The sequence below is a fragment of the Nonomuraea pusilla genome (assembly GCF_900109355.1).
Classification (GTDB): domain Bacteria; phylum Actinomycetota; class Actinomycetes; order Streptosporangiales; family Streptosporangiaceae; genus Nonomuraea; species Nonomuraea pusilla.
The window spans coordinates 84696-107379 of record NZ_FOBF01000023.1 but is presented as its reverse complement, the minus strand read 5'-3'; the positions used below and the strand labels follow the sequence as shown (position 1 = coordinate 107379).

Here is a 22684-nt window from a genome sequence, read left to right as displayed (position 1 = left end):
TGGGGCAGCGGGGCCGGAGCGCGAGGTCTGGAAGGCCCAACGGCCGCGGGCTAACCTGAGCATCTATGACCTTGGAGGCGTTGCGCGACGGGGATCCACGCCTGGCCGGGCCGTACGTCCTGCTGGCCCGGCTGGGCGAGGGCGGGATGGGCGTCGTCTACCTGGGTCAGGCGCCGGACGGCACGCGGGTGGCCGTCAAGCTCATCCACCACAGGATGAGCGCGGACGCCGACTTCCGCCGCCGCTTCGCCCGCGAGGTCGCCGCCGCCCGGCGCGTCGCCCGCTTCTGCACGGCCCCGGTGCTGGACGCCGACGTCGAGGGCGAGACGGCCTACCTGGTCACCGAGTACGTGGAGGGGCCGAACCTCGAGGACGTCGTGCGCGGGTCGGGGCCGCTGAAGGGCTCGGCGCTGGACGGGCTGGCGGCGTCCATGGCGGTGGCGCTGCGGGCCATCCACGGGGCAGGGGTGGTGCACCGCGACCTCAAACCGGCCAACGTGCTGCTGTCCCAGGTGGGGCCCAAGGTCATCGACTTCGGCATCGCGCGCCTCGCCGACGCGGAGATGAGCAGCGCGATCGTGGGGACTCCGGCGTACATGTCTCCGGAGCAGGTCTCGGGTTCGCGGGTGGGTCCCGCGTCCGACATCTTCTCGTGGGGCTCCACCGTGGCCTTCGCCGCGACCGGGGCGTCGCCCTTCGGTTCCGGCTCGGTGCCCACGATCCTCCTCCGCATCGTCAACGAGCCCCCTGCCCTGCACGGGCTCTCCGGCCAGTTGCACGACCTGGTCGAGGCCGCCCTGCGCAAGAAGCCCGCCGACCGCCCCACCGCCCAGGACATCCTCGACCACCTCAGCACGTCCGTCCCGTTGCCCGACGTTCCCGCCAGTGAGGCCGCCGATCGGGTCGTCCCGGTGCAGCCACACGGGTCCCCTGGAACATCGTCGGCGCAGGCGGCGCGCGTCGTGGACGAGGAGACGGACCCGGTGGCGGGTGGGCGCGGCCGGGGCGTCGGCGGGCCGCGCAGGTGGGTGGCCGGGGCGGCGGCCGTGGCCGTCGCGGCGGCCGGGGTGGCGGCGGCGTTCGCGTGGCAGGGGCAGAAGTCCCCCGACGTCCGGGATCCCGCGGCCAACGGCACCTCCGCGTCGCCGGCGGCCTCTCGATCCACCGCCGCGCGGAACCCCCTGCGGGCCGGGCAGGACGTCAGGTTCTACGCCCCGCCCGAGCCGGCGGCCAGCCGCCAGGCGCGGCTCTGGGCCGAGGACCGGCCGAGGGACGCCGAGCTCATGACGAAACTCGCCGCCGTCCCCTACGCCATCCGCCTCGGCACGACCGAGGTCCGCGCCAAGGTGGACAGCGCCGTCACAGGCGCCGAGCAGCGGAACGCCGTGCCCGTGTTCCTGATCAACTACCTGCCGGGCAGCGAATGCCGCCCGGCCGCCGCCGCCGACCTCGCCGCCTACCACGACTGGATCAACGGCATAGCCGCCCAGATCGGCGACACACCGGCAGCCGTCATCCTGGAGCCCGGCAGCCTGGCCAAGATGCCCGGCGAGCCGGACTGCGACCCCCAGGGCTCCCCTGATCAGCGCTACAAGGACCTGAGCCTGGCCGTCCAGACACTCAAGGCCCACCCGAACACCGCCGTCTACCTCGACGGCAGCCAGGACCTCTGGCCGGGCACCGAGCTCATGGCCGACCGCCTGATCGGCGCGGGCGTCGTCCGGGCGGACGGCTTCTTCGTCAACACGGCCGGCTTCCAGCCCACCGAGAAGGCGGTCGCGTACGGCAAGAAGCTGTCGGCCTGCATCGCCGTCCGGCTCGCCACCGGCCGCAAGGGCTGCCCCGTGGACGCGAAAGCGGACCCGGCCACCATGCCGCACTTCGTCGTCGACACCGGCAGGAACGGCCGGGGCTCCTGGGTTCCGGCCAAGCACTACTCCGACCCGCAGACCTGGTGCAACCCGCCGGGCAGGGGCGTCGGCGACCGGCCGACCACGGCGACGGGCGAGGAACTGGTGGACGCCTACCTGTGGATCGCGCGGGCGGGCACGTCCGGAGGACGGTGCCGGCGCGGCACCGACGGCGAGAAGGACCCGGAGCGCGGCGTCGTGGCGCCGGAGGCGGGCGAGTGGTGGCCCGAACTGGCCCTCGAACGGGCGAAATTGGCCAACCCGCCGTTGCGCTGATGTTTCCCCATGAGGCATGACACCGTCCTCGAATCCCTTCGTCTGTGCGGGCAGCGGACTTCCTGATAGGGAGGAGCGGTGGAGTTCCGCATCATGGGCCCGCTGGAGGTCCGCGACACCGACGGCAAGGACTGCACCCCGACCGTGCGCAAGCATCGCGATCTGCTCGCGATGTTCCTGCTCAACGCGGGCCGGCCGCTGACGGCCGAGCGGCTGCGCAGGCTGCTGTGGCCGCAGGAGGACGGCGACCGGTCCGACTCCCTCGTCCGCGGGTACGTGGGGCAGCTCCGGCGGCTCATCGGTCAGGGGACGATCATCACCGTGTCCGGCGCGTACCTGCTGAACCTCGGCGACGGGCAGCTCGACGTCGATCGGTTCCGGCTGCTGGTGGACCGGGGCGCGTACCAGGAGGCGCTGGCGCTGTGGCGCGGCCAGGTGCTGGACGACGTGGACCCCGAGGGCGAGCGGTGGGTGGAGACCCGGCAGTTGCGAGAGGAGCTGGAGGAACTGCGGCTGCTGGCGCTGGAGCGCCGGGTGCAGGCCGACCTGGACGCCGGGCGCCATCGCGAGCTGCTGCCCGAGCTGCGCCGGCTGACCCGGCAGCACCCGACGTGGCAGCGGTTCCGCGGCCAGTACATGCTGGCGCTCTACCGCAGTGGGCGCCGGGTGGACGCGCTGGCCGCGTACGCGGTGCTGCGCGACCAGCTCGACGGCGGCCACGCCATCGAGCCGGACCCTGAGCTGCAACTGCTCTACCACCGCATGCTGCACGACGACGCCTCGCTGCACGTCTCGGCCGGGCCGCCGGTGCTGCTGCCGCCCGACGTGGCCGACTTCACCGGCCGGGCCGAGCTGCTGAAGCAGGTGACCGGCGGCCTCGTCGTGGTGCACGGGCAGGCGGGGGCGGGCAAGTCCGCGCTGGCCGTGCACGCGGCGTGGCGGCGGCGACCCGACTTCCCCGACGGCATCCTGTACGCCGACCTGCGCGAGACCACCGCCCCCACCGCCGTGCTGGAGGACTTCCTGCGCTGGCTCGGCTGCCCGGCCCAGGCGATCCCGGCCGCGCCGGAGCAGCGCGAGCGGCTGTTCCGCGCCTACACCGCCAACCGCGAGCTCCTGGTGGTGCTCGACAACGCCGCCGGGGAGGCGCAGGTACGGCCGCTGCTGACCTCGTGCCCCACCGTCGTCACCAGCCGCTCCCCGCTGGGCGGCCTGCCCGCCGCGCGGCGGCTGCCGGTGGGCGTGCTGGACGAAGGGGAAGCCCTGGAGCTGCTCGTCAAGAGCTCGGGCCGGGCGGCGGACGGCGCCCTGCGGCGGCTCGCCCGCTTCTGCGGCGGCCTGCCGATCGCCCTGCGCATCGCGGGTTCCCGGCTGGCGGCCCGCCCCGAGTGGACCGCCGACTATCTGGTGGGTCTGCTGGAGGACGAGCACCAGCGGCTCGACCGGCTGCACGCGGGCGACCTGACGGTGCGCAGCGTGTTCGCGATCGGGTTCGACGGGCTGCCGGAGGCGGCGAGGCTGACGTTACGCGGGCTGGGCGCGCTGTCCGCCCCTGACTTCGCCGACTGGGTGACAGAGCTGCTCGGCGGGCAGGCGGAGACGCTGGTCGACGCGGGGCTGCTGGAGACCCACGGCGTGGACGTGGCCGGGCAGATGCGCTACCGGCTGCACGACCTGACCCGGCTGTTCGCGCGCGAGCAGCCGGCGCCGGGGGCACTCGCGAAGCTGGCGGACCTGGCGCTGTCGCGCGTGCAGGCGTCGCGGTTCCCGCTGGTGTCGGGAGACCCGGCCACGGCCGTCGCGACCAGGGACATCAGGGAGTCGGTCGAGTGGCTGGCGGCCGAGCGGGCGTTCCTGGTGAGCCTGGTCGCCGACCTGAGCGCCGCCCGGCTGGACGGCGCCTGCTGGCGGCTGGCACACCTGCTGGCGCCCTACCTGGAGCGACACCGGTTCCTGGACGACTGGCGGACCGTCGCCGGCCCCGCCATGGAGGCGGCGCGGCGGTCGGGCGACGGCCTGGGCGAGGCGCTCATCCTGCTGGACCAGGGCGACCTGCACCTGGCCGAGCGGGACTGGCAGGGGGCGGAGACGCGGCTTCGGCCGGCGCTGGAGATGTTCCGGAGCCGCGGACGCGCCCGCGAGGTCGCGCACGCCACCCGCCGGCTCGGCCGCGTCCACCTGGAACTGGGCCGCCTGGAGGAGGCGGAGCGGGCGCTGCTGGCCTGCGTGGAGGGAGCGGAGAACCAGCGCGACGCCGCCGAGGCCGAGCAGGTGCTCGGCGTCATGCTGCGCCGCGCGGGCCGCCTGGACGAGGCCGCCGACCGGCTGCTGTCCGCCGTCGGCCGCCTCGCCGAACTCGGCGACCGGCACCGGCAGGCCGACACGCTGCTCGAACTGTCGGCGGTACACCTGGCACAGGGCGCGAAGCCGGACGCGCGCGCCGCCGCCGAGCAGGCCAGGGGCATCGCCGTCCGGCTCGGCGACCGGCTGCTCGACGCCCATGCCCTGCTGACCCTGGCGAAGGTCAACCGGGCGGAGGGCGCGACCGAACGCTCGGGCGAGCTGGCCCGGGCGGCGCTGCAGATCTTCGAGGAGACCGGCGACCGCCAGGGCACCGCCAACGCCCGCTCCCTGCTGGCCCTGCTCTGAACCCTGATGCGGCGTACGGGGACGGCCCGCGGGGCCTGGTGGCGGTTCTGGTCAGGCAGGCAGGATGGAGCCGGTCCACTGGGTGGCGGCGGCGTCGTAGATGCCGGACAGTTCTCCGTCGAAGTACGGGGAGAAGCTCTTGTCATGGCGCAGGTCGCCGTCGGTGTCGGCGACGCTGATGGTGAGGGCGTTGAGGTAGCCCACGCGGCTGCTCTTGTCGTAGCGCAGCAACCAGGAGGAGCCGAGGGAGCCTTCGCCGGTGAACGGGGAATCGACGGCGACCAGCTCCTCGGCCCCCAAACTCGGGACCTTCGCGGCGGTCGTACGGCCCTTGGACGTTTCGAGGGTCTCACCCGTGTAAGGCCGCGTGCCGTCAGGGTTGGGGCCGGCCGGGTAGCCGAAGACGTCGGTCGAGGAGTCGAGTGGCTGGTTCCAGGCCAGGCCTTGTCCGCCGACGTTGTCGCCCAGCCTGCCGGAGTCGGTCAACTCACCTGCGGGAGATGCGGTGACGCCGTTGTAGACGTTGATGAAGGAGTAGTCGCGGTCGTAGTCGTCGTACATCGTGAAGTCGTAGTGGGTGAAGGCCTGCTTGCCGACGTAGAGGCCCGCTGGGGCGGTGCCGGCGGAGGATCCGGGAACGAAGACCCACTTGTCGAGAGCGGTGAGGCGCTGGGTGTCGTACGCGCAGTGGCCCGCGGTCGCCACGAGGTTGCGGTATGGCGACTGCACGGAGGTGCCGGTGCACCAGTGCGGCCGGCCGTCGGCGCCGACGAAGAACACCTTGCCTGAGGCGGCGGGCACCTTGTCGTTCCCCGTGGCGGAGCCGGGCGGGAGCAGCGGCTCGACCATGCCGGGTTTGGCGTCGGGGCCGCCTCCCCCGCCCGGAAAGACCTTCTCGACGACGGTCTGGACGTCGTACGGCGTGGCGTTCGTCAGGTTGGCGCCGCCGTCGCCGAGCCAGAAGGCGGCCACTTCGGCGGCTGTCGCCGCAGATGCCAGAGGGTAGATCTCCGTGCTGGGCGCCCCCGCGGCCGGTGCGGCCACGAGTCCGGAGACCAGCGAACCGACAGCTGACACACCCAGTGTTGTCTTCATCTCGCCCTCTCCAGAGCTGCTCGCAAGGATGACGGCTATTCGAACAACCACGGGGGCAGGGGTGGCCCAGCAGCGCGACCGGGCGGCGGCACGTTCTCGGCGGCCACGGCGTGGGGATTTGGGTTTAGTTCGTGGTGAATGACCTTGACGGTCCCGCTTTATTCCTGTCAGGCTCTTGATCGCGATGAGGGGCGAGTCAGCCGTCCGCGGTCAGCCGCCCTTCGCTGGTCGTTTCGGGGCGCCTCCTCGGCCAGGCCCGGGGGCGCAGGAGAGCGAGGAGCTGTCCATGAAGAAGAAGAAGCTCGAGGTCAAGATCAGGAAGCTCGAGAAGATCGAGACCACCATCAACCGTGGCGGATCCAGCGGCTGATCCACATGTATTCGGAACCGGTCGGCCGTCGTCCGGCCGGTTCCGCTTGTAAATCTGCGGGGGAGAGACGGCGGAGTGCGTATTCCCAGGGTGAAGCGTGTTCACCAACCGTTCTTGCTGCCAGGGAACCGTATTGTCATCGGCCTTTCGCAATTCGGAGTGGCGTCCGAGATAGCCGACGACGCAGACGGCAGCATCGCCAGAATTCTGGCCCTCATGGACGGCACCCGGACCGTCGACCAGATCTGCGCCGACTTCGCGAAGACCCATCCCGATGTCGACGACGACAGTGTGCGCGGTGTCATCGATGACCTCGTCGAGAGCGGCTTCGTCGAGGACGCCGGAGCGCCGACGCCGGCGAATCTCACGGAACGAGAGGTCGCTCGTCACGAATCGGCGCGCCATTTCTTCAGCTGGATCGACACGTCCCCGCGTACGTCACCCCATGAGATCCAGTCCAGGATCAAGGACGCCAAGGTGAGCCTGCTCGGCGTGGGCGGTACCGGATCGGCCGTCGCGGCGGGCCTGGTGTCGAGCGGCATCGGGGCGCTGAGGGTCGCGGACTTCGACAGCGTCGAAGAGTCGAACCTGACCCGCCAGCTCCTGTACGCCGAAGGAGATGTGGGAAAGCCCAAGGTCGACCAGGCGATCGCCCGGTTGCGGGCGATGAACAGCGCGGTCCAGGTGACCGGGAGCGACACCAAGGTGACCGGGCCGGACGATGTCGTGGAGCTGATGACGGGCTGCGACCTGTTCGTCCTGTGCGCGGACGAACCGCATCCCGAGATAGTCCAGTGGACCAACGAAGCGGCCCTGCGTACCGGCTCCCCTTGGTTCATGAGTCTGTACACCGGGCCGATGGTCGTCGTGGGCTCGTTCGTTCCGCGTGACACCGGCTGCTGGGCCTGCCTGGAGCGGCAGGAGGAGGAGCGCAAGGAGAAGGAGCTCGGGCGGCTTCTGACCGAGTCGCGGCCGAACGCGGTGGTCGCGGCCAGCGCGAACATCAGCGGCCACCTGTGCGCGTTGGAGGTGTTATACCACCTCGGTGGTCTGCCGACGCAGACCCGCGGCAGGGTCTTCCACTGGAATCTCGCCGTCTGGGATCACCAGTACTACATCGACGTCCCACGTGACGACGAGTGCCCGGTCTGCGGGCCGAGGGCTCAGTGAGCGTCCAAGCGGTCGAGATCAGCCCCGGCAGCATCGTACGGCTTCATCCTCTCGTCCTCCGTCCCGACGACGACGACCCGGATGCGATCATCGTCGGCCGCCCGGATCTCGGCGAGTTCGTCGAGCTGCCCTCGGTGTGCGGGGAGGTGATCCGGCTGCTCGGCGAGGGGCAGCGGGTGGAGGACGTCGAAGTCGCCATCGCCTCCGAGCATGACGTCGAGCTGGACGTGGCCGGATTCGTGGAGTCCCTCGTCGACCTCGCCTTCGTGGCCGATGTCGACGGACGCCCCCTGCCCGATCCGGAATCCGCGGCCGTGGGCGGCCACTTCACGGGAGTCACCGAGCGACACGTCCGATGGGTCTTCACCCGGCCGATGAAGCTGCTCTGGCTCGTCATCGTCGCAGCCGCGTCGATGACCGTCCTCACCCGGCCCGACCTGTTCCCCCGGCACCAGGACTTCTTCTGGAGCGACTACGCCGGGCTCTCGGTGCTGGTCAACACGGCCTTCTTCTCCGTCGTCGCCAGCATCCACGAGATGATGCACCTGATAGCCGCTCGTTCGCTCGGCGCACCCGCCCGGATAGGGTTCAGCACCAGGCTGCACTACCTCGTCGTGCAGACCGACGTCACCGCGATCTGGGGAGTCCCCCGGCGGCACCGGTACCGCGTGTACTTGGCCGGGATGGCCTCCGACGTCTTCCTCATCGCGACGATGTCGCTGGTCGTCGCGTACCTGCCCCTGCCGGACCTGACCGTGGCGTTGCTCCGGGCCTTCACGCTGACCGCCCTTCTGAGCCTGCCTCTCCAAGCTCAGATCTACATGCGTACCGACCTCTACTTCGTGCTGCGCGATCTGCTCCGCTGCAAGGACCTCTTCGGCGACGGTCTCGGCTACGTCCGCTACCTGCTCGCCCGGGCGACCGCCCCGTTCCGGACGCACCCGCCGGCGACGGACCCCACCGTCGAGCTGGCCGCGCACGAGCGGCGCGCCGTAAGGATCTATGCTCTCGCCCTCGGGTTGGGCAGTTCCATCACGTTGACGGTCTTCGCGTTCTACGGCGCCCCCATCGTCATCAGCGGGCTCGCCCACGCGCTCACGGCGATCTGGCGCGGATTTCACGGCGGCTCCACCCTCGCCGCAGCCGACGCCGCGGTGCTCATTCTGGTCGAGGGCGGCATACAGGTGCTGTTCCTGGTGACGTTCATCCGGAAGCGCCGCCACTGGTTCCGCCGCCCGAGATCGTGAGAGCACACCGGCCCCGCCGGACAGTATCGGCTTCGCCGCCGTCCATCTCCTCCTCGTGGAGCGACGTCGGCGTCCTCTGCTCGTTGCGGAGTCGCCACAAGGGGTTGCGACCGGCGGAGAGCGGTCGGTCGGCGGCCTGTTCGGCTCGCGCGGCTGCGTGGAGAACAGTTGATGGAGTAACGCCCTCGACCTGCACCGCAGACGATCCCTGAACGACCGTGACCGACCGCTGCCGACCGCTCCTGACGGCACGACGATCAGGGTTCCGAGCTACTCGTCCACGGCGTCGAAGGCATGAGCGTCAGAGCACCGTACGAGAGGACCCTCAAGCGCGCCCACGTGGGGTGACTCCGTATCCCCTCAGAGCTCCACGGCTCTGGTCCTTCCTCCGTCAACTCCGCGGCGAGCCGATCGATCTCATCGAGATGCCTGGACAGCTCGTCGCTGATCCACCGGCCTCCTGCGCCATCCACGAGACCCCGTACGCGTGATCGAAATCAAGGGCCAGCTCATCAGGGCACATCACGGATCCGAGCCAGGCGATCCGATCAGAGACCGGCCACGCCATCTCATTCTGCCGCGCGTGCTCTCCGACTGGCGCTCATCGGGGCGAGGCTGAGCGTGACGTCGACCACCTCGCCTGGCACACCGAAAGGGTCCTTCAGCTCAGGTCGCCTGATCGGGTGTCCGCTCGTATCGGAGGAGATCGCCCGGTTGACAGTCGAGGGCATCGCACAGGCGCATGAGGGTGGAGAAGCGGATCGCTTTGGCGTGGCCGTTCTTCAGGATGGACAGGTTGACGACGGTGATCTGGACCCGGTGCGACAGCTCGGTGAGCGTCATGCCACGCTCCTTGAGCAGTTCATCCAGTCGTACACGGATGATCGGATCGGTCATCAGATGGTGGCCTCGACCTCTTCGAGCAGCACCAGACCGCGCCGTACGATCTCCGAAACGGCCAGCACCGCGACTCCCGTCACGACCCCGGCCACCACCTCGCCCGACGGTGGATAGAACAGGTAGCTCTTGGCCAGCAGCATCGAGGCCAGAATCGGCTCGGCCACCATACCGAGCAGGCCCGCGGCGAACGAGCCGATGATCAGGATCCAACCGAGGCGCCGGAGGTGCGCGGCGGTGACGGCGGAGAACAGCGCCCTGTCCCCCGATCTGGCCCTCCGCAGCGCCCGAACGACGGTGAACAGAGCGAGCAGGACGGTCGTAACGCCCGGCGCCCACGAAAGCAGGTAGAGCAGGGCGACAAGCGGCGCGGGACCCTGGTGGCGGACCATCACGTCGACGGTCGCGCTGACGATCACGGCATCCGGGGCCGCCATGCCCGCGACCGGCACGTCGAACACCCGCAGGGGGACGCCGATGCCATTGCCGGTGCCCACGAAGGCGATCAGAGCGGTGTAGAGCAGCAGCCCCAGGGCCTCCAGCCAGGCCAGGACCAGGAATAAGGTCAGCAAGGTTCCGAGGCGGGTCAGCCATCTCGAAGACATAACGACAATCGTAAATAACGAGATTCGTTATGTCCAGCGGCAGCAGACCACGATACGCCGAGCTGCACTATCCCTCGGTATGGAGGGTCGCTTGCGGGACGTCCGTGAGCAGTGCGGCAGCCCAGAGGAATACCTTGGGGTCACCGAGGCCTGAATCGGTGAGCCATTGAGCGGCCCGGCGCGCGTCCTGCTCGTCCTGGAGTAGCCCCCAGGCCCCTGGCTGGACGCCGGTGGCTCGGTAGACATCGGCGACGAGGCCACCCAGGCACCGGATCTGTCGCACGGATCCTGAGACCTGGCACACGGGTGCGGGGGGTAGAACTGCGGTCATGGATCCGGTGAAGCTGCGACAGGCCCTGGACGAGGTCTTCGACCAAGCCCTGCTCCGCCACGGTTTCGTGGACTACATGCGCGACTACCAGCTCGTGATCCACAGGAGCGCCGATCCCACAACCAGGATCGTGCCGACGGCAATGCGCTACCTGTTCCGCCACTGTGTGCAGGCCCACTGCGTCACGACCGTATCGGCCTGCACCTGGCGCGACTCCCTCGACGACCGGCTCATCACCTACGAAACGGGAGTCGACCTCGACGGATACGTCTGGGGAGTCAAGTCGCAGGTGCTCTACCCCGGAGCCACACTCATCGCCGACCCACCAACCGCCCGACACTGGGATCGGCATCGACTTCCATGAAGTCCGGATCCAAACCAACGCGCACGACTTCACCCTGGTCTTCTCCGGCCTGCAGGTCAAAGAACTCCCGCCTGAATCACAGTGTCCAGACCACAAATCCTTGGAAGGGGCATCGAGGGAACAGCAGATCATCTAGCCGGGCCTCGATCCGGCGGCTCAGGAGGCGGAGCCTGGCCGGATCAACGATCTGGTACCCGTGGCCCTCGTCTGCTCAGCTTGTCCCAGGTCGATGGTGGGCGGAATGATCAGACATCTCGGCCGCCGACTGGCCGGTTCTGACCCACGCACAGCTGGCGATCGTCGTCCCGGCGCCGGAGCTCCCGCGCCGAAGGCGATTGGCCCAGGAGGTATTGATGCGTGACGAGGAGAGGACGATCTTCGTCCTTCTGCGTCGACGTCAACCGGTCGCAGAGTTGGTGGTAGTCGGGGACGAGTTCCCTCGGCTGTACTGCGAGGTACGACCCTTGCAGGGATTCGAAGAGGTGCGGTCCGTCCTGGTGAGGGCCTGGGAAGCAGTCGAGGGGCGAGCTGGGATCTGGGCGATCGCGCGTATGAAGTTGCTGCGCTTGCGCCTGCGTCCCAGCTATGGCGGTCCGCCGATCAGTAACGTGGTGCTGATCCTCGATGGCGACCGGGCGGTGCTGCGTTATCGCTACGGACCTATAGCCAGGTGGCGCCTTCGGCGATGGAGACGCCGCCTGGACACAAACACATAGCGGCGGCTGGGAGGAAGAGGTCGGCTACCTCGACCCGGACACCGGCGAGGTCGTGCCCCCTGGAACCAGGCCCTCGACCAGTTCGACGCCGACGAGGACGCCGAGCCCCTCCATGTGATCCGCTTCGGTGACCAGGTGGACGTCAAAGGAGTCCTCGCGGGCGCTCCCGACGCCGACCAGTGCATCCGCTACCTGTCCAAGTACCTCACCAAGAGCCTCGGCGAAAGCCTCGACAGCCCGGCGCGGCGGCACCACGCGGCCCGCTTCGTGGAGGCGCTGCGGTACGAGCCGTGCTCGCCGACCTGCCCGAACTGGCTCCGGTACGGCGTCCAGCCCAAGGCAGCCAAGCCCGGCATGGCTCCGGGCCGCTGCCGCTCGAAGGCCCACAAGCCCGAACACCTCGGCTACGCGGGCCGTCGCGTCCTGGTCTCCCGCAAGTGGTCGAACAAGACGCTCGCCGAACACAAGCAGGACCGCCGCACCTGGATCAGGGAAGCCCTCGGCCACAAAGACGAGTCAACCGACCCGCACCGCCACGTCTGGCGGCCGGTCAGACCCGGCCGCCCAGTCGGCACGCGACTGCTGCACAGCCTCGCCGAACGCCGCCAAGCAGGTGAACCACTGATACGGCAGTGAACCGCAACCCGAACTGCAATCCCCGCGGGCTCCTGACCCCTGCGACACGCGCGCACTGTTCGAAGACACCTCGGCACCTGACCGTGCAACCAGCTAATAGACCCGGCACCGATGACTTCCGGGCGGCAGTGTCGTCAAAAGCACCAGCGACAGGCCACAGACGCCGCGGCCAGGGACACACACCCTCCCGTAGAAGGCACGGTCCCCGGACGACCCGAGACCACGGAGTTCTGATCATGCGGAAGCTGATAGCGACAGTGTTCAACTACTCCCTCGACGGCCTCCTCGCCGACGAGGGCACCGATTTCTGGAAGTTCTGCTTCGACCTGCCCGAGAGCCATGAGCCCGACGCCCCGGCGCACCTCGACTTTCTCCGGAACGCCTACGCCCACCTCATGGGCCGCACCGCCTACGAGAGCATCGGCGAGGCCATGACGACGTCCACCGACCACCCGTTCGCCGACATCCTGAACGCCGGGCGCAAGGTCGTCTTCTCCCGGACCCTGAAGACGGCCGACTGGGCCAACACCACCATCGCCGCCGGCAACACGACAGAAGAGATCGACAAGCTCAGGCTGGGCGGCGACGGCCACATCGTAGTCTGGGGCGGCGTCAGCCTCTGGCGGTCGCTCATGCGGCTCGACCTGATCGACGAGTTCCAGCTGAGCATGTTCCCCTACGTTGCAGGCGAGGGCACCCGGCTGTTCGACGGCGTCCCCAAGTCCTACCAACTCGACCCGGTCTCCACCTCCAGCAACGGGATCGTATATCTGCAGTACCGGCGGCAGGCGCTTCCGGGGTGAAGCCTGCGGCCATCCGATTCAAAGTGGATCATTGTTCTCGGCCCGAGGACGCACTGACCTGCGGGTGATCGCTCGGCCCCGTAGCATGCTCATTCCGAGCCTGTTCCAGATCTTGTTCTCCTCAGTGTGCCACCCACTTATACGATCGGTGAGTGATCGTACGCTGCGCTCGGATCGTCAGCCCGCAGGGCGAACCCACGGATGCCCATCCGTCGTTTCAACGCTCTGTACCGCTTGAGTAACCGGTGATTCTGTCGTAGTCACGCGTGCCGTTCAGCTCGTTGAGCAGCTCGTCAGGGCACAACTCGTAAAGGTCGCCCCGCCAACGGCGCGTCTTGTTGTCCCAGATCCGGTAACCGCCGGAAACGTCTCTGGCAACGTAGCGCCTCCTACCCATAGTTCGTCATCCTCCAGTCCGCCGTTCAGGCGGTCGAGCTCGAAGATCAACCACGTTGCCCGGTGGGCCGGCGCTGAGGAACGAAGCCCTGGATCTTCGATGGCCCCCAACCGACTACGGCGGCCGGCCCCGAACAGTCGATCGTGGTGCCGCATCGCCTACTGACGGTTTTGCAGCGTGCGATCTGTAGGACAGGAAATCCGCCCTCCACCGGCGAGGCAAGCGTGCCCGACTGCAGGCTCCATGATTATCGCGCCGTGAATGGCATGCCTAGCGGTGAGGACGGACATGCCAGTGGCCGACTCTGGCGCGTCACGGCTCGAAGGTCAAGACTGTAGGCCCATGGCACTCGCGTGGCATCCCCTGACGCCCGCTCTCATCGGCACCGTGACGTCCCTTGCCCGTGCGCCGTGGGACGCGGGAGGGTTCGATCAAGCATGGTTACAGACTGGATGGCCTACTCCCCCTGGCGGCTCCGTTCTCGACTTCGTCAAAGACATCACCAACTGGCCTGTCTTGAACATCGGTGATTGGGAGGTCACTTTTCCATGGGGGCCTTGGGCGGACGACGCACGACCGAAGATGCTCGACCTGACATTCGCACTGTTCTACGAGCCCGACGAGGATGAAGACCCCGATTGGGTGGAGCTCCCTCAGACACTGCCCTCCGCACGTTGGCGGGTTGACCGGTCCGGCAACAGGGAGCAGTTCAACACCGTCTGGCGCTCAGGACTCGTAACGATCTCTCAAGTCCACGGAAAGCCCCAAGATGTGGGTGTGTACAGGGATGGGGACGAATGGAGCTACGCCATTTGGCACATGGGGGCTCGACTCCTGGTCCTGAGCCAAGGCGAAGATTTCCAGACCCACAGCCTGTATGACAGAGCCACGCTTCATATCGCGGATCGTCCACCGGGATCGCCCATTCCATTGGGCGGAGATCTCTACGGACTCCTCATGGGCGGGGAAGGGGGCTGACACTTGCATCAACCAGCCGGCCCACCAATATCAGCCTCAGGGACATGCTCTTGCTTGGGCCAGTCCGGCTTCTGGGTCGCCGCCACCGACCCCCTCGCCGCCGACCGAGTACGCGCGGCCGCCCTGCTCAGCGACGGAGCATCCCGTCTCGTCGACCGCTTCCACCTGGCCACCTGGCGAGAAGCCCTGGACACCCTCGACCGGCACGGGCCGGCGGACCTCATCAACAGAGTCGGGACCGCCGAGCAGTCCGACCCGCACGGCGAACGGGGAGGAGCACAGAACACGTCAAGAGTGTCACCAGGCCACTCAAGGTAGTGACGATCACGAGCGGCGTGGAGGCCGCCATCCAGCTGCAGAAACGGTGGGCACGGGGCCGGTACGTCGCTGCGGCACGCGCCGTCTATGCCATCCGCCGCTACATGGGTGCTCTCCCCGGCAATCGGAAGCTCTCCGAGCTGATCGCGAAGTGCTCAAGGCACAGAAGATCCGAGACCTCTACAAGCAGCCCTGGAAGTGGCAGCAGACGATCTCCGCCGCCATGCAGCGGTTGCACCGGGCGGGATACCCGCCAGGCCGGTGAGCGCCACCACGCTGACACGCCACATCGCCGCGATGCTGTCCGCCGGAAACCCGGAGACATCCCATGCCTGACCGGCTGAGCGAGTGCCAGGCCGACATACCCCTCATCACCCAGGCCGCCGACGACATCGAGCGAACCCTCGAAGCAGTGAACGCCACCTCTGACAGCAGCATCTGGGCCGGGCCTGCCGGAGACCGCTTCCGGGAGGAGTGGGCCATGCACCGTACGGCCATACGGGCCGCCCTCGACGAGGTCAGATCCCAGACTCAAGCCATCCTCGCAAGGGTTAAGCGAGAGCAGCAACAGCAGTAAGCTGCCCACCCCAGCACAACCCATCCGGGGAGCCCTCTCAGGCCGATCACCCTCGGTCGGCGTGCGGCGATCACCGCGACTATGCCAAGGATCCGCGCCAGGCTGGGACGTTCTCGCTGGCGAGGCTGCTACCTCAGCCGTGGTCACCCGGTGGCAAGACCCGACGAAGGAGGGGCGTGCCGGCGATCGCCCCAGTCCGAGAGGCGAGTACCGAAGTCGGCGATCGTCACGGCATCAGCCAACCGACACACGGTTTAGGTACGAATGCTTAGCACAGGCAACATCGCTTACAAGATTATCCCGCACCTGTCCCGTAGTTGGCCGCCGGGTCAGTAGCGTGGTGTCTCATATAGACACCACGCTACTGACCGGCCTCCACCTCACTACGCGGCATTGGATCGCGTAGCGACGTCGTAGGCGCCCTTGACCCACCAAGGTGCGGACAGCTGTACGACCCGCTATCAAGGTTGATATTCTCGACAGCGGACCACGTCTCGAATATCTCCTACCCGCCGAAGCGGAGCACTTCATAGCCCTTTAAGAGGCCTCCCAAGCGACGCCTCAATCTGCTACCCGCACAAGTAGCTTGCCCAAGTTTGCGCCGCTGAACAGCTGGTGGAGGGCGTGCGGGGCAGCTTCAATGCCGCCGTCGACGATTGTCTCGTCGTAGTGGAGCTTACCTTCGCCGAGCAGCCCAGCGAGGTATGTGATCGCCTCTTCATAACGGTGGGCCCAGTCAAGTACAAGGAAGCCCTTGATCGTCGCCCGCTGCATGATCAGCTGGACTATGTTGGTGAGACTTCCGGTGTGTTCGCCGCCCTTGTTATAGCTGTTGTACTCGGAAATCATTCCGCACAGGGAAACCCGGGCACCGATGTTGAGCCGCATCAAAATGTGATCCATGACCGGCCCGCCAACGTTCTCGAAATCGACATCGATCCCATCCGGTGTGGCGGCGTCGAGCTGTGCACGCCAGTCAGCGGCGTGGTGGTCGATACAGGCGTCATAGCCGAGAACCTTGACGGCGTGTTGGCACTTGCTGGGACTGCCAGCAATGCCAATCACCCGTCCCGCCCCTTTCTGCCTTGCGATCTGACCAGCAATCGAGCCGACCGCACCGCAGGCGGCAGAGATGACGATTGTCTCTCCCTCTTCCAACTCGGCCAAGTCGATCCCGAGATAGGCCGAGATGCCGGTGTGGCCGAGGACGCCGAGAAAGGCCGACTCGGGTGCCGGCAGCGGAGTCGGCAGGACAGTAAGCGGCGCCTCCAGCTGCGAGTCGTCGGCGAGGACCAGTTCCTGCCAACCGGTGAAGCCGCTGACAGTGGCCCCGACCGGCATGTCTTCGCGCCTGGATGCAACTACTTCGCCGACGCCGAAGCCACGCATCACTGCGCCGATCGGGACCGGAGGTTCGTAGCTACGCATATCGCTCATCCAGACGCGGGAGGTTGGATCGAGCGAGAGAAGCTTGGTGCGGACCAAGGCCTGACCGTCGGCCAGCTCCGGTACCTGTTCTTCAACCAGTTCGAGGTCACCGTCGGTGAGTTGCCCAACGGGTCGGCGTCGTAGGCGGTAGGCCCGGTTGATGCGGTTGCCAGTCATGCTAGATACCTCCATTCTCGGCCGTCGGTGCGGCGTTGATGCCACCCTTCGACGCGGTAATTTCGGATATGTTCGCAGCGCCGCCGGTATCGAAAGCTTCCAGTTCGCTGAGTGCGAGGCAAATGCTCGCCTGAGCAGCCTCCAGGTCCGGCACGTCCTTCAGCTGGTCATTCCGCAGCGCGGTCATCCGTTCGACGTCCAACACCTGCCGCACCAACGGCTTGCCCAGAAAGCCTTGCTGCGCAGAGAGCAGAAAGTCGCTCGGCTTCATGGCGTCAGACTACGACGCCACCCGATATCTCCAAGGCGTTTTCGGTCACATCTCGTGGAGTGACATCGTCACGGTCTTGGCGATCACGCCCTGGGGGTCAAAGCGCGTGGGCGGTGCTGGCCGTGACCGGCCGAAGAGCCGCAGCGCGGCCGGCGACCGCCCGACGCGCGCGGGGCGCCGTAGGCGACACGCGCCTTGAAGTCGTAGAGAAAGTTCTCATCCGGCAACCGCTGTGGCTGTAGTCGATCTTCGTAGTCGTGGCCGGCGGCTGGGATTGACTCGCCGAGGTCGACGACTGCGTCAGGGAGAGCGCAGATGTCGTGGTCGGTGCACAGCAACCCGAAACGCCGCCAGCGCTGCTGCGCCATCGGCAAGTGCTGCAAGTCCGAGCCGTCCGACTGGACCGTCCACGACGCATACATGACCCTGCGCGCCGCCCTGAGCAACGCCGTCCGCGAGGAGATCCTCCCCCGCAACGTCGCCGCCAACATCAAGATACCGGTCCCCAGAAAGCGCAAGGTCAAGCCCTGGTCCGTGGACGAGGCCCGGACCTTCCTGGAGTCGGCGCGCACGCGTGAGGACCCCATGTACCCGGCTTACGTCCTGGTGCTCGTCCTCGGCCTGCGCCTCGGCGAAGCGCTCGGGCTGCGCTCGGGCTGCGCTGGGAGGACGTCGACCTCGATCAGGCGGAGATGACGATCGGCTGGCAACTCCAGCGGGTCAGCGGCAAGCTCCTGCACCGCCGCACCAAGACCGACGCCTCCGACGCGACGCTCCCCTTCCCTGAGATCGTCACCGCCGCCCTCCGTGCGCGCCAACGGGCACGCGACATCGCCCGGGAAGCCGCGGGCGACGACTGGCAGGAAACCGGCCTCGTCTTCACCACCGCCAGCGGCCGGCCCATCGAGCCGTCCAACTTCCGGCGCAGCTTCGCCAACGCCTGCGACAAGGCGGGGGTGCGGAAGGTCCACGTCCACACGACTCGCAAGACCTGCGCGTCCCTGCTCGTCGCCCTCGACGTCCACCCGCGCGTGGCCATGCAGATCCTCCGCCACTCACAAATCGCCGTGACCATGAACATCTACAGCGAAGTCTCGTCCGAGGAGACGCGTAAGGCGTTGAAGCGACTTGGAGAGCACTTGAACTCGTAGAAATGTCAACCTAGCGCCTTCGCCATGCTACTGCTGCATGCCCAGGTCTTGGACTGAGTGCCACGACCTGGGCTTTCGCATGACCAAGAGTTCTCAGATATGTGTCATACGTCGCCACTCACTGACAAGCCGGGTTGGACTATTTGATTGGTGTCGGACTATGCCTGCAGAGCACTATGGTGTAACCGAAAAGGAGGACAATGGACGTCTCGAATCGCGTCGAAGTTAGCTTCCAGATGTCGGGTGCCGACTTGGAAAGGCTCGTTGTCATCGGTGGCGACCTCGACTATCTGATAAGCCTGCCTAAAGATCGTCTACTGAGTCACACCGAAGTGAGGCTCGGCGCAAGCGTGCTCCGTCGGCTCTTCGTCGACAACGAATTCAAGCGAGTCTGGAGAACGATGGGGGCTTCAGAGGTTGCTCAGCCCACTGTGCAGGCGACCAACATAGACCCTGCCCTCAACGCATGGCCCTGGCAGTGGATCCTCTACGCCTGGGCCGGAGGGGCAAAGTCGTACGGAGCTCATCACACTGGTTTCATCCTGGGCTCCGTCCCCAAAGACGACCATGAAAAGTACCCCTCTGTTGGAGACTTCCTCGCAGCCAACCCGATGCCAGTACAGGGTGAGGTCATGAGAATGACCTTGGACGACTGGCTGAAGTCCACATCTGTCGCCATCCGAACCAACGAGATGGGCCTCGTGCGGATCAGTCGCGCCTCCATGATCAAATACATTGCCAACCGGAAGGGAGGGGTTCACTTCGATCCCAGGCGCGATCTCCCCAATCGAAGCTCGAAGAATAAGCTGCGAGACATTGAAAGCAGCCTGCTCGATCACGGCCTTCTGAGAGTTGGCCACCTCAGCGGCCCGGAATATGAAGTCGCATCCATCATCCGCGCTGTAGCCACCTCCGATTGGGCACCGGAGATAGTTCGAACGGCCCAGTCGGCCGCACCTGCCGATTTCCATGGCGATCCCGACGAGCTGAAGTTTTGGACTGGTCAACGGGAGGCCGACGGAACAGGATGGGCTACAAGCCGCTTCAACTCGACTGTGCTGGGTGTCGATCAGGCCACAGCCTAGATGAGTCAGTGGAGCTCTTGCTCCGGAAGTGCTCCACCGCTCAACACAGCACTCGCCTTCGGATTCGGTCAAACGATGCCACTTGAGCTGCGAGCTCGACCGACGCTCCACACCCGAGCTCTAGCAAGCCTTCCTAGATCTGACCCGACAACACAGGATGATCGATTGCCCGCGTTGCTGTGCTTTGCAGCTGTACAAGATCGAAAAGGCCACTTCCCGATCATGGGATGTGGCCTTTACCTGCGGTGGAGCCTAGGAGATTCGAACTCCTGACATCCTGCTTGCAAAGACGCACGCCGATCACGCTCGACCTGGGGAGATACAGATCAGCGCACTGATCGCGTTCCCTGTGGCTCCCCGTCATTCCCCCTGGTTCGCCGCTCCATCGGGCACGCAACGGGCACGGCGTCGAACCGCAGTCGGCTTTTCAGGGCGTCACTCGTTCTGCTGCCTGGCAGCTCCTGGCCTGCGGGGCAGTCTCCCCGTACCGCTCTCACCGCCGAGATCATAAACGCATTATGCGCGGGTAGCCCGTCGCGGCCGCACAGGACCGTCGCCCGCCACTACTCCCCCGATAGCTCGTGATCGCGGATGTAGTGCTCAATCGGATAGGCGGTGCCTGTGGGCAAGATCGCACCGTTGCGGCGGTCGATGAGAATTGGCGCGTTACCACCCAACGCGGCAGTGAACTCTCCGGTTCGGAGGTACCGGGCAGATTGGTAGTAGTAAACCCAGCCGATTGAGCACTCCTCCATGGCGGACACGACGAAGCTGTCCTCCGGATCAAAGTACGCGCGTACTTCTTCGTAGAGGCGGGCTATCTCGGCTTCCGCAAGGCGTCGCGCTTCCGGCTCAGTCAGCACCCGTCCATCATGATGCGCGGGCCCCTGTTATCACCATCCGAAGCCGGACTGCCGCGCCCTAGCAGACCTCAACCACGTGAGTCAGTGAGCCGTGCTGAGGAACGAAGCACGGATCGTCGATCGCCCCAAGCCATCTACGGCGGCTGGCCATACAGTGGCGATCGTAGGGCTGCATCTGTGCGGCGGCGTGGCAACCCTGGCCGGCGTGTTCGGCAAGTACGGCGGGGCCGACGCGCGCCGGCCGGCCCGGTGTCCCGCCGCCGTCCGGGACCGGCCCCCAGGCCGCACGCCCGGACGGCGGGCGGGCGGAGGGCCGGGGGTACGGCGGCGCGCCGCGCCGCCGCCTTGATACCTATGAGCACAATTCGGCAATACTCCAGCCCCGGACTATTCACAGAAGCTCGTGCCATGGGACCGTCCGCTTTTCAGGCGGAGCAATCATCCTGCTCGGGCGATCGAGACCGTGGTCACGTGCGTGTGTACGGTGGCGCGGATGCGCCGGCGTGTGAGGATGTTGCTGTCAATGCTGCTGTCACCTCAGCCATGGTCACCCGGTGGCGGGGCCCGACGAAGGAGGGCTCCGGCGTCGATCGCCCAAGCCACGGTCGGCGAGTAACGAAGTAGGCGATCGTCACGGCGGTCATTGTCCATGACATCATAGATGCCTCTACCTAAACCATCTATGACTCCACATCCAGCGGGCCTTAGCGATCAGCCGGAGTCCCAGGTCTCTCTGTTGAGAAGGAGCATAGACTGTCAATTTAAGTAGATGGTGAATATAATGAATAACATACTTGACAAGTCTCGACGGCCTGGAGTCCCAGTGCGGTTCTACCTATCGCTGTCATTCAACGATATTCGCATCGACGACAGCCGAAAGAATATGCCTGTTGCTAATATTGGAGGTGGCTGTCGTGACGGTGTTGCAACATTTTGGCGACAGCCTGACGGGCGAGTATCGCTTTCTGGAACGGCAATACGGTTCGCGTTGCTTCGGGCAGTGAGAGCGAACGGCCTCCCCGAGGTCGATTTTGGCTACCTTTCGAGCAATGAGGCTATTGATAGCTTGATACAGGTGTCTCGCTTCTGGGCTACCGCCCAGGAATCTTCACTCCTGAAGAGCATGACATTCGAAGGTTCATTGAATTTATGGCGAGGTGGTACTCTGGCGCACGGCGTCTGGCAATCACTGCTCCGAGATGCCCTGCCCAAAGAGTTGCGCGTGAGGCATGGCCAGGGCCCGAGTTGCTGCACTCTTAGCAAAGTCCGTGCTTACGAGGCCGGATTTCTAACTTCGAAGGTTTCTCAAGTAGTTCGTGGCGCCATGCACCAGCTGATTAGCATTTTAGCTGCTGATCCAGCTCAAATATTCGAGGTAGAACACCGAGATTTCGAAAGAATAGCCGCGATAGTAGCCGAAGATCTCGGATTCGACGTGCGATTGACACGAGGAAGCAAGGATGGAGGAAAGGATCTTATACTAAAATGCAGAGATGAGCTAGGGCAAATCCGATCTATTTATGTAGAGATTAAACATTGGTCTTCGGGTAAGAAAGTGGGTCCACAGGAATTGCGGAAACTTCTTACCGTGATCGCCCGGGACCAAGTCGACGGCGGCCTTCTTATATCCACCTCTGGATTCACCAATCCTGCACAAAAACTACTCGCCGACTTAGACAAATCTGATACCGTGCGTCTTGTCGAGTTAGGAGAGATCTCGACCTACATGCGCGAATACGCGTCGACAAGTCCGACAGTCCCCGAAACGCTACTACGGGAAATTATTCGTCGCCCACTGCTGTGACCGAGTGCATTTGACGGCATCTCAAGTCGCGGGAGAAGAGCCCTCATCTCTACGGCTCATAAATTCATCAAATCTACTGGTGAAGACATATATATAGGTGGCGATTGCTTCTACGAGAGCCACGGCGTCCTCGGCGTCTTCCCGAACGACTTCCTCCCCGGTGAAATGAGCCGCCTGGTTCCTAAGCACCTTAAGCTTGTGTGCCCAATCTACGAACCGTCCATCGAGGATTCCCTGTTGCGCCAACACTTCGATGCATCGGTGAAGTCCGCGTGCTTCTACTCCCTTTAGCTTGGCGATCCCCTCTAGCGCGCGTCCTGCCATCACCGCCGCCGCAGTGTGCATGCGGTACCTAAGACAGCCCCGAGCCTCCTCTAGTTCGCGACGTATCTCGTATGGCACAAGTGAACTAAGAGCCGGAGGTGGAGCAGGATAAAGCCAGATTGGTTCCACGAAACCTGTTAGAGAGTTCTCCTCATAAACCAACATCGGGTGTTTGCATGAGGTGCATTGGAGTAGGGAAAACCGCCATTCGGGCGCATCTGGCCCATCTTGGTATAACAGAA

At 65.9% G+C, this 22684-nt stretch carries 20 protein-coding genes and 1 pseudogene; 14 read left to right on the top strand and 7 right to left on the bottom strand.

Annotated elements, in window-relative coordinates; translation table 11 throughout:
- Positions 1-65: 65 nt before the first annotated feature.
- Together BMX74_RS35205 and BMX74_RS35200 are read left to right on the top strand one after the other, a co-directional pair.
- On the top strand, positions 66-2186 hold the full coding sequence (locus tag BMX74_RS35205) for a glycoside hydrolase family 6 protein (RefSeq protein WP_055504257.1): 2121 nt from the start codon (positions 66-68) through the stop codon (positions 2184-2186).
- A gap of 78 nt (positions 2187-2264) precedes the next feature.
- Positions 2265-4835, top strand: a complete 2571-nt coding sequence (locus BMX74_RS35200; protein ID WP_091104882.1) for an AfsR/SARP family transcriptional regulator — start codon at positions 2265-2267, stop codon at positions 4833-4835.
- A 51-nt stretch (positions 4836-4886) separates the two neighbouring features.
- Here BMX74_RS35200 and BMX74_RS35195 read toward each other — a convergent pair whose 3' ends face one another.
- A complete protein-coding gene (locus tag BMX74_RS35195) occupies positions 4887-5912 on the bottom strand; it encodes a trypsin-like serine peptidase (protein ID WP_256257456.1) in 1026 nt (341 codons plus the stop codon).
- A gap of 202 nt (positions 5913-6114) precedes the next feature.
- Here BMX74_RS35195 and BMX74_RS43465 point away from each other — a divergent pair, with 202 nt between their 5' ends.
- The 3 genes from BMX74_RS43465 to BMX74_RS35185 all read left to right on the top strand — a co-directional run bounded on the left by BMX74_RS43465 (position 6115) and on the right by BMX74_RS35185 (position 8717).
- On the top strand, positions 6115-6300 hold the full coding sequence (locus BMX74_RS43465; protein WP_143078879.1) for a hypothetical protein: 186 nt from the start codon (positions 6115-6117) through the stop codon (positions 6298-6300).
- 90 nt (positions 6301-6390) lie between these two features.
- Positions 6391-7470, top strand: a complete 1080-nt coding sequence (locus BMX74_RS35190) for a TOMM precursor leader peptide-binding protein (RefSeq protein ID WP_177227634.1) — start codon at positions 6391-6393, stop codon at positions 7468-7470.
- Positions 7467-8717: a hypothetical protein gene (locus BMX74_RS35185; RefSeq protein WP_143078877.1), complete on the top strand. Its 1251-nt coding sequence runs from the start codon at positions 7467-7469 to the stop codon at positions 8715-8717. Before BMX74_RS35190 ends, BMX74_RS35185 begins: the two co-directional genes overlap by 4 nt.
- A 666-nt stretch (positions 8718-9383) precedes the next feature.
- Here the strand turns inward: BMX74_RS35185 and BMX74_RS35180 are convergent.
- Positions 9384-9614, bottom strand: coding sequence for a helix-turn-helix domain-containing protein (locus tag BMX74_RS35180; RefSeq protein ID WP_055504252.1), 231 nt, complete (start codon positions 9612-9614; stop codon positions 9384-9386).
- On the bottom strand, positions 9614-10219 hold the full coding sequence (locus BMX74_RS35175; RefSeq protein WP_082535083.1) for a DUF2975 domain-containing protein: 606 nt from the start codon (positions 10217-10219) through the stop codon (positions 9614-9616). The genes BMX74_RS35180 and BMX74_RS35175 overlap by 1 nt, the downstream gene beginning before the upstream one ends.
- 329 nt (positions 10220-10548) lie before the next feature.
- Between BMX74_RS35175 and BMX74_RS35165 the strand changes: the two are divergent.
- From BMX74_RS35165 to BMX74_RS35130, 5 genes and pseudogenes are all read left to right on the top strand, one after another.
- A pseudogene (locus tag BMX74_RS35165) lies at positions 10549-11050 on the top strand (YxiG-like protein).
- A gap of 694 nt (positions 11051-11744) precedes the next feature.
- Positions 11745-12266, top strand: coding sequence for a replication initiator (locus BMX74_RS35155; RefSeq protein WP_337959876.1), 522 nt, complete (start codon positions 11745-11747; stop codon positions 12264-12266).
- A gap of 236 nt (positions 12267-12502) precedes the next feature.
- Positions 12503-13069, top strand: a complete 567-nt coding sequence (locus tag BMX74_RS35150) for a dihydrofolate reductase family protein (RefSeq protein WP_091104874.1) — start codon at positions 12503-12505, stop codon at positions 13067-13069.
- Positions 13070-13808: 739 nt separating this feature from the next.
- Positions 13809-14444 carry a hypothetical protein gene (locus tag BMX74_RS43460; RefSeq protein WP_143078876.1) on the top strand — a complete coding sequence of 212 codons (636 nt, stop codon included), beginning with the start codon at positions 13809-13811 and terminating at the stop codon, positions 14442-14444.
- Between the two features lie 646 nt (positions 14445-15090).
- Complete coding sequence (locus tag BMX74_RS35130) at positions 15091-15339, top strand: hypothetical protein (protein ID WP_055504246.1); 249 nt, start codon at positions 15091-15093, stop codon at positions 15337-15339.
- Between the two features lie 561 nt (positions 15340-15900).
- On the opposite strand, the gene BMX74_RS35125 is transcribed toward BMX74_RS35130, so the two are convergent.
- Both BMX74_RS35125 and BMX74_RS35120 read right to left on the bottom strand, forming a co-directional pair.
- The gene (locus BMX74_RS35125) at positions 15901-16944 is read right to left on the bottom strand and encodes an NADP-dependent oxidoreductase (RefSeq protein ID WP_091104869.1); all 1044 of its coding nucleotides are present in this window, start codon (positions 16942-16944) and stop codon (positions 15901-15903) included.
- 1 nt (position 16945) lies between these two features.
- Complete coding sequence (locus tag BMX74_RS35120) at positions 16946-17215, bottom strand: hypothetical protein (RefSeq protein WP_091104867.1); 270 nt, start codon at positions 17213-17215, stop codon at positions 16946-16948.
- 315 nt (positions 17216-17530) lie between these two features.
- On the opposite strand from BMX74_RS35120, the gene BMX74_RS45165 reads away from it, so the two are divergent.
- From BMX74_RS45165 to BMX74_RS43455, 3 genes are all read left to right on the top strand, one after another.
- Positions 17531-17911, top strand: a complete 381-nt coding sequence (locus BMX74_RS45165; RefSeq protein WP_218154147.1) for a hypothetical protein — start codon at positions 17531-17533, stop codon at positions 17909-17911.
- The gene (locus BMX74_RS45160; protein WP_218154151.1) at positions 17908-18366 is read left to right on the top strand and encodes a tyrosine-type recombinase/integrase; all 459 of its coding nucleotides are present in this window, start codon (positions 17908-17910) and stop codon (positions 18364-18366) included. Before BMX74_RS45165 ends, BMX74_RS45160 begins: the two co-directional genes overlap by 4 nt.
- Before the next feature lie 200 nt (positions 18367-18566).
- A complete protein-coding gene (locus tag BMX74_RS43455) occupies positions 18567-19451 on the top strand; it encodes a hypothetical protein (RefSeq protein WP_143078875.1) in 885 nt (294 codons plus the stop codon).
- 563 nt (positions 19452-20014) lie between these two features.
- Here BMX74_RS43455 and BMX74_RS35110 read toward each other — a convergent pair.
- Positions 20015-20314, bottom strand: a complete 300-nt coding sequence (locus BMX74_RS35110; protein WP_091104866.1) for a YrhB domain-containing protein — start codon at positions 20312-20314, stop codon at positions 20015-20017.
- An 823-nt stretch (positions 20315-21137) separates the two neighbouring features.
- Here BMX74_RS35110 and BMX74_RS35105 point away from each other — a divergent pair.
- Positions 21138-22118 (top strand): restriction endonuclease, encoded by a 981-nt coding sequence (locus BMX74_RS35105; protein ID WP_177227633.1) that lies wholly within the window; start codon positions 21138-21140, stop codon positions 22116-22118.
- 21 nt (positions 22119-22139) lie between these two features.
- Here BMX74_RS35105 and BMX74_RS35100 read toward each other — a convergent pair whose 3' ends face one another.
- On the bottom strand, positions 22140-22607 hold the full coding sequence (locus BMX74_RS35100) for a DUF4145 domain-containing protein (RefSeq protein ID WP_177227632.1): 468 nt from the start codon (positions 22605-22607) through the stop codon (positions 22140-22142).
- Positions 22608-22684: the final 77 nt, after the last annotated feature.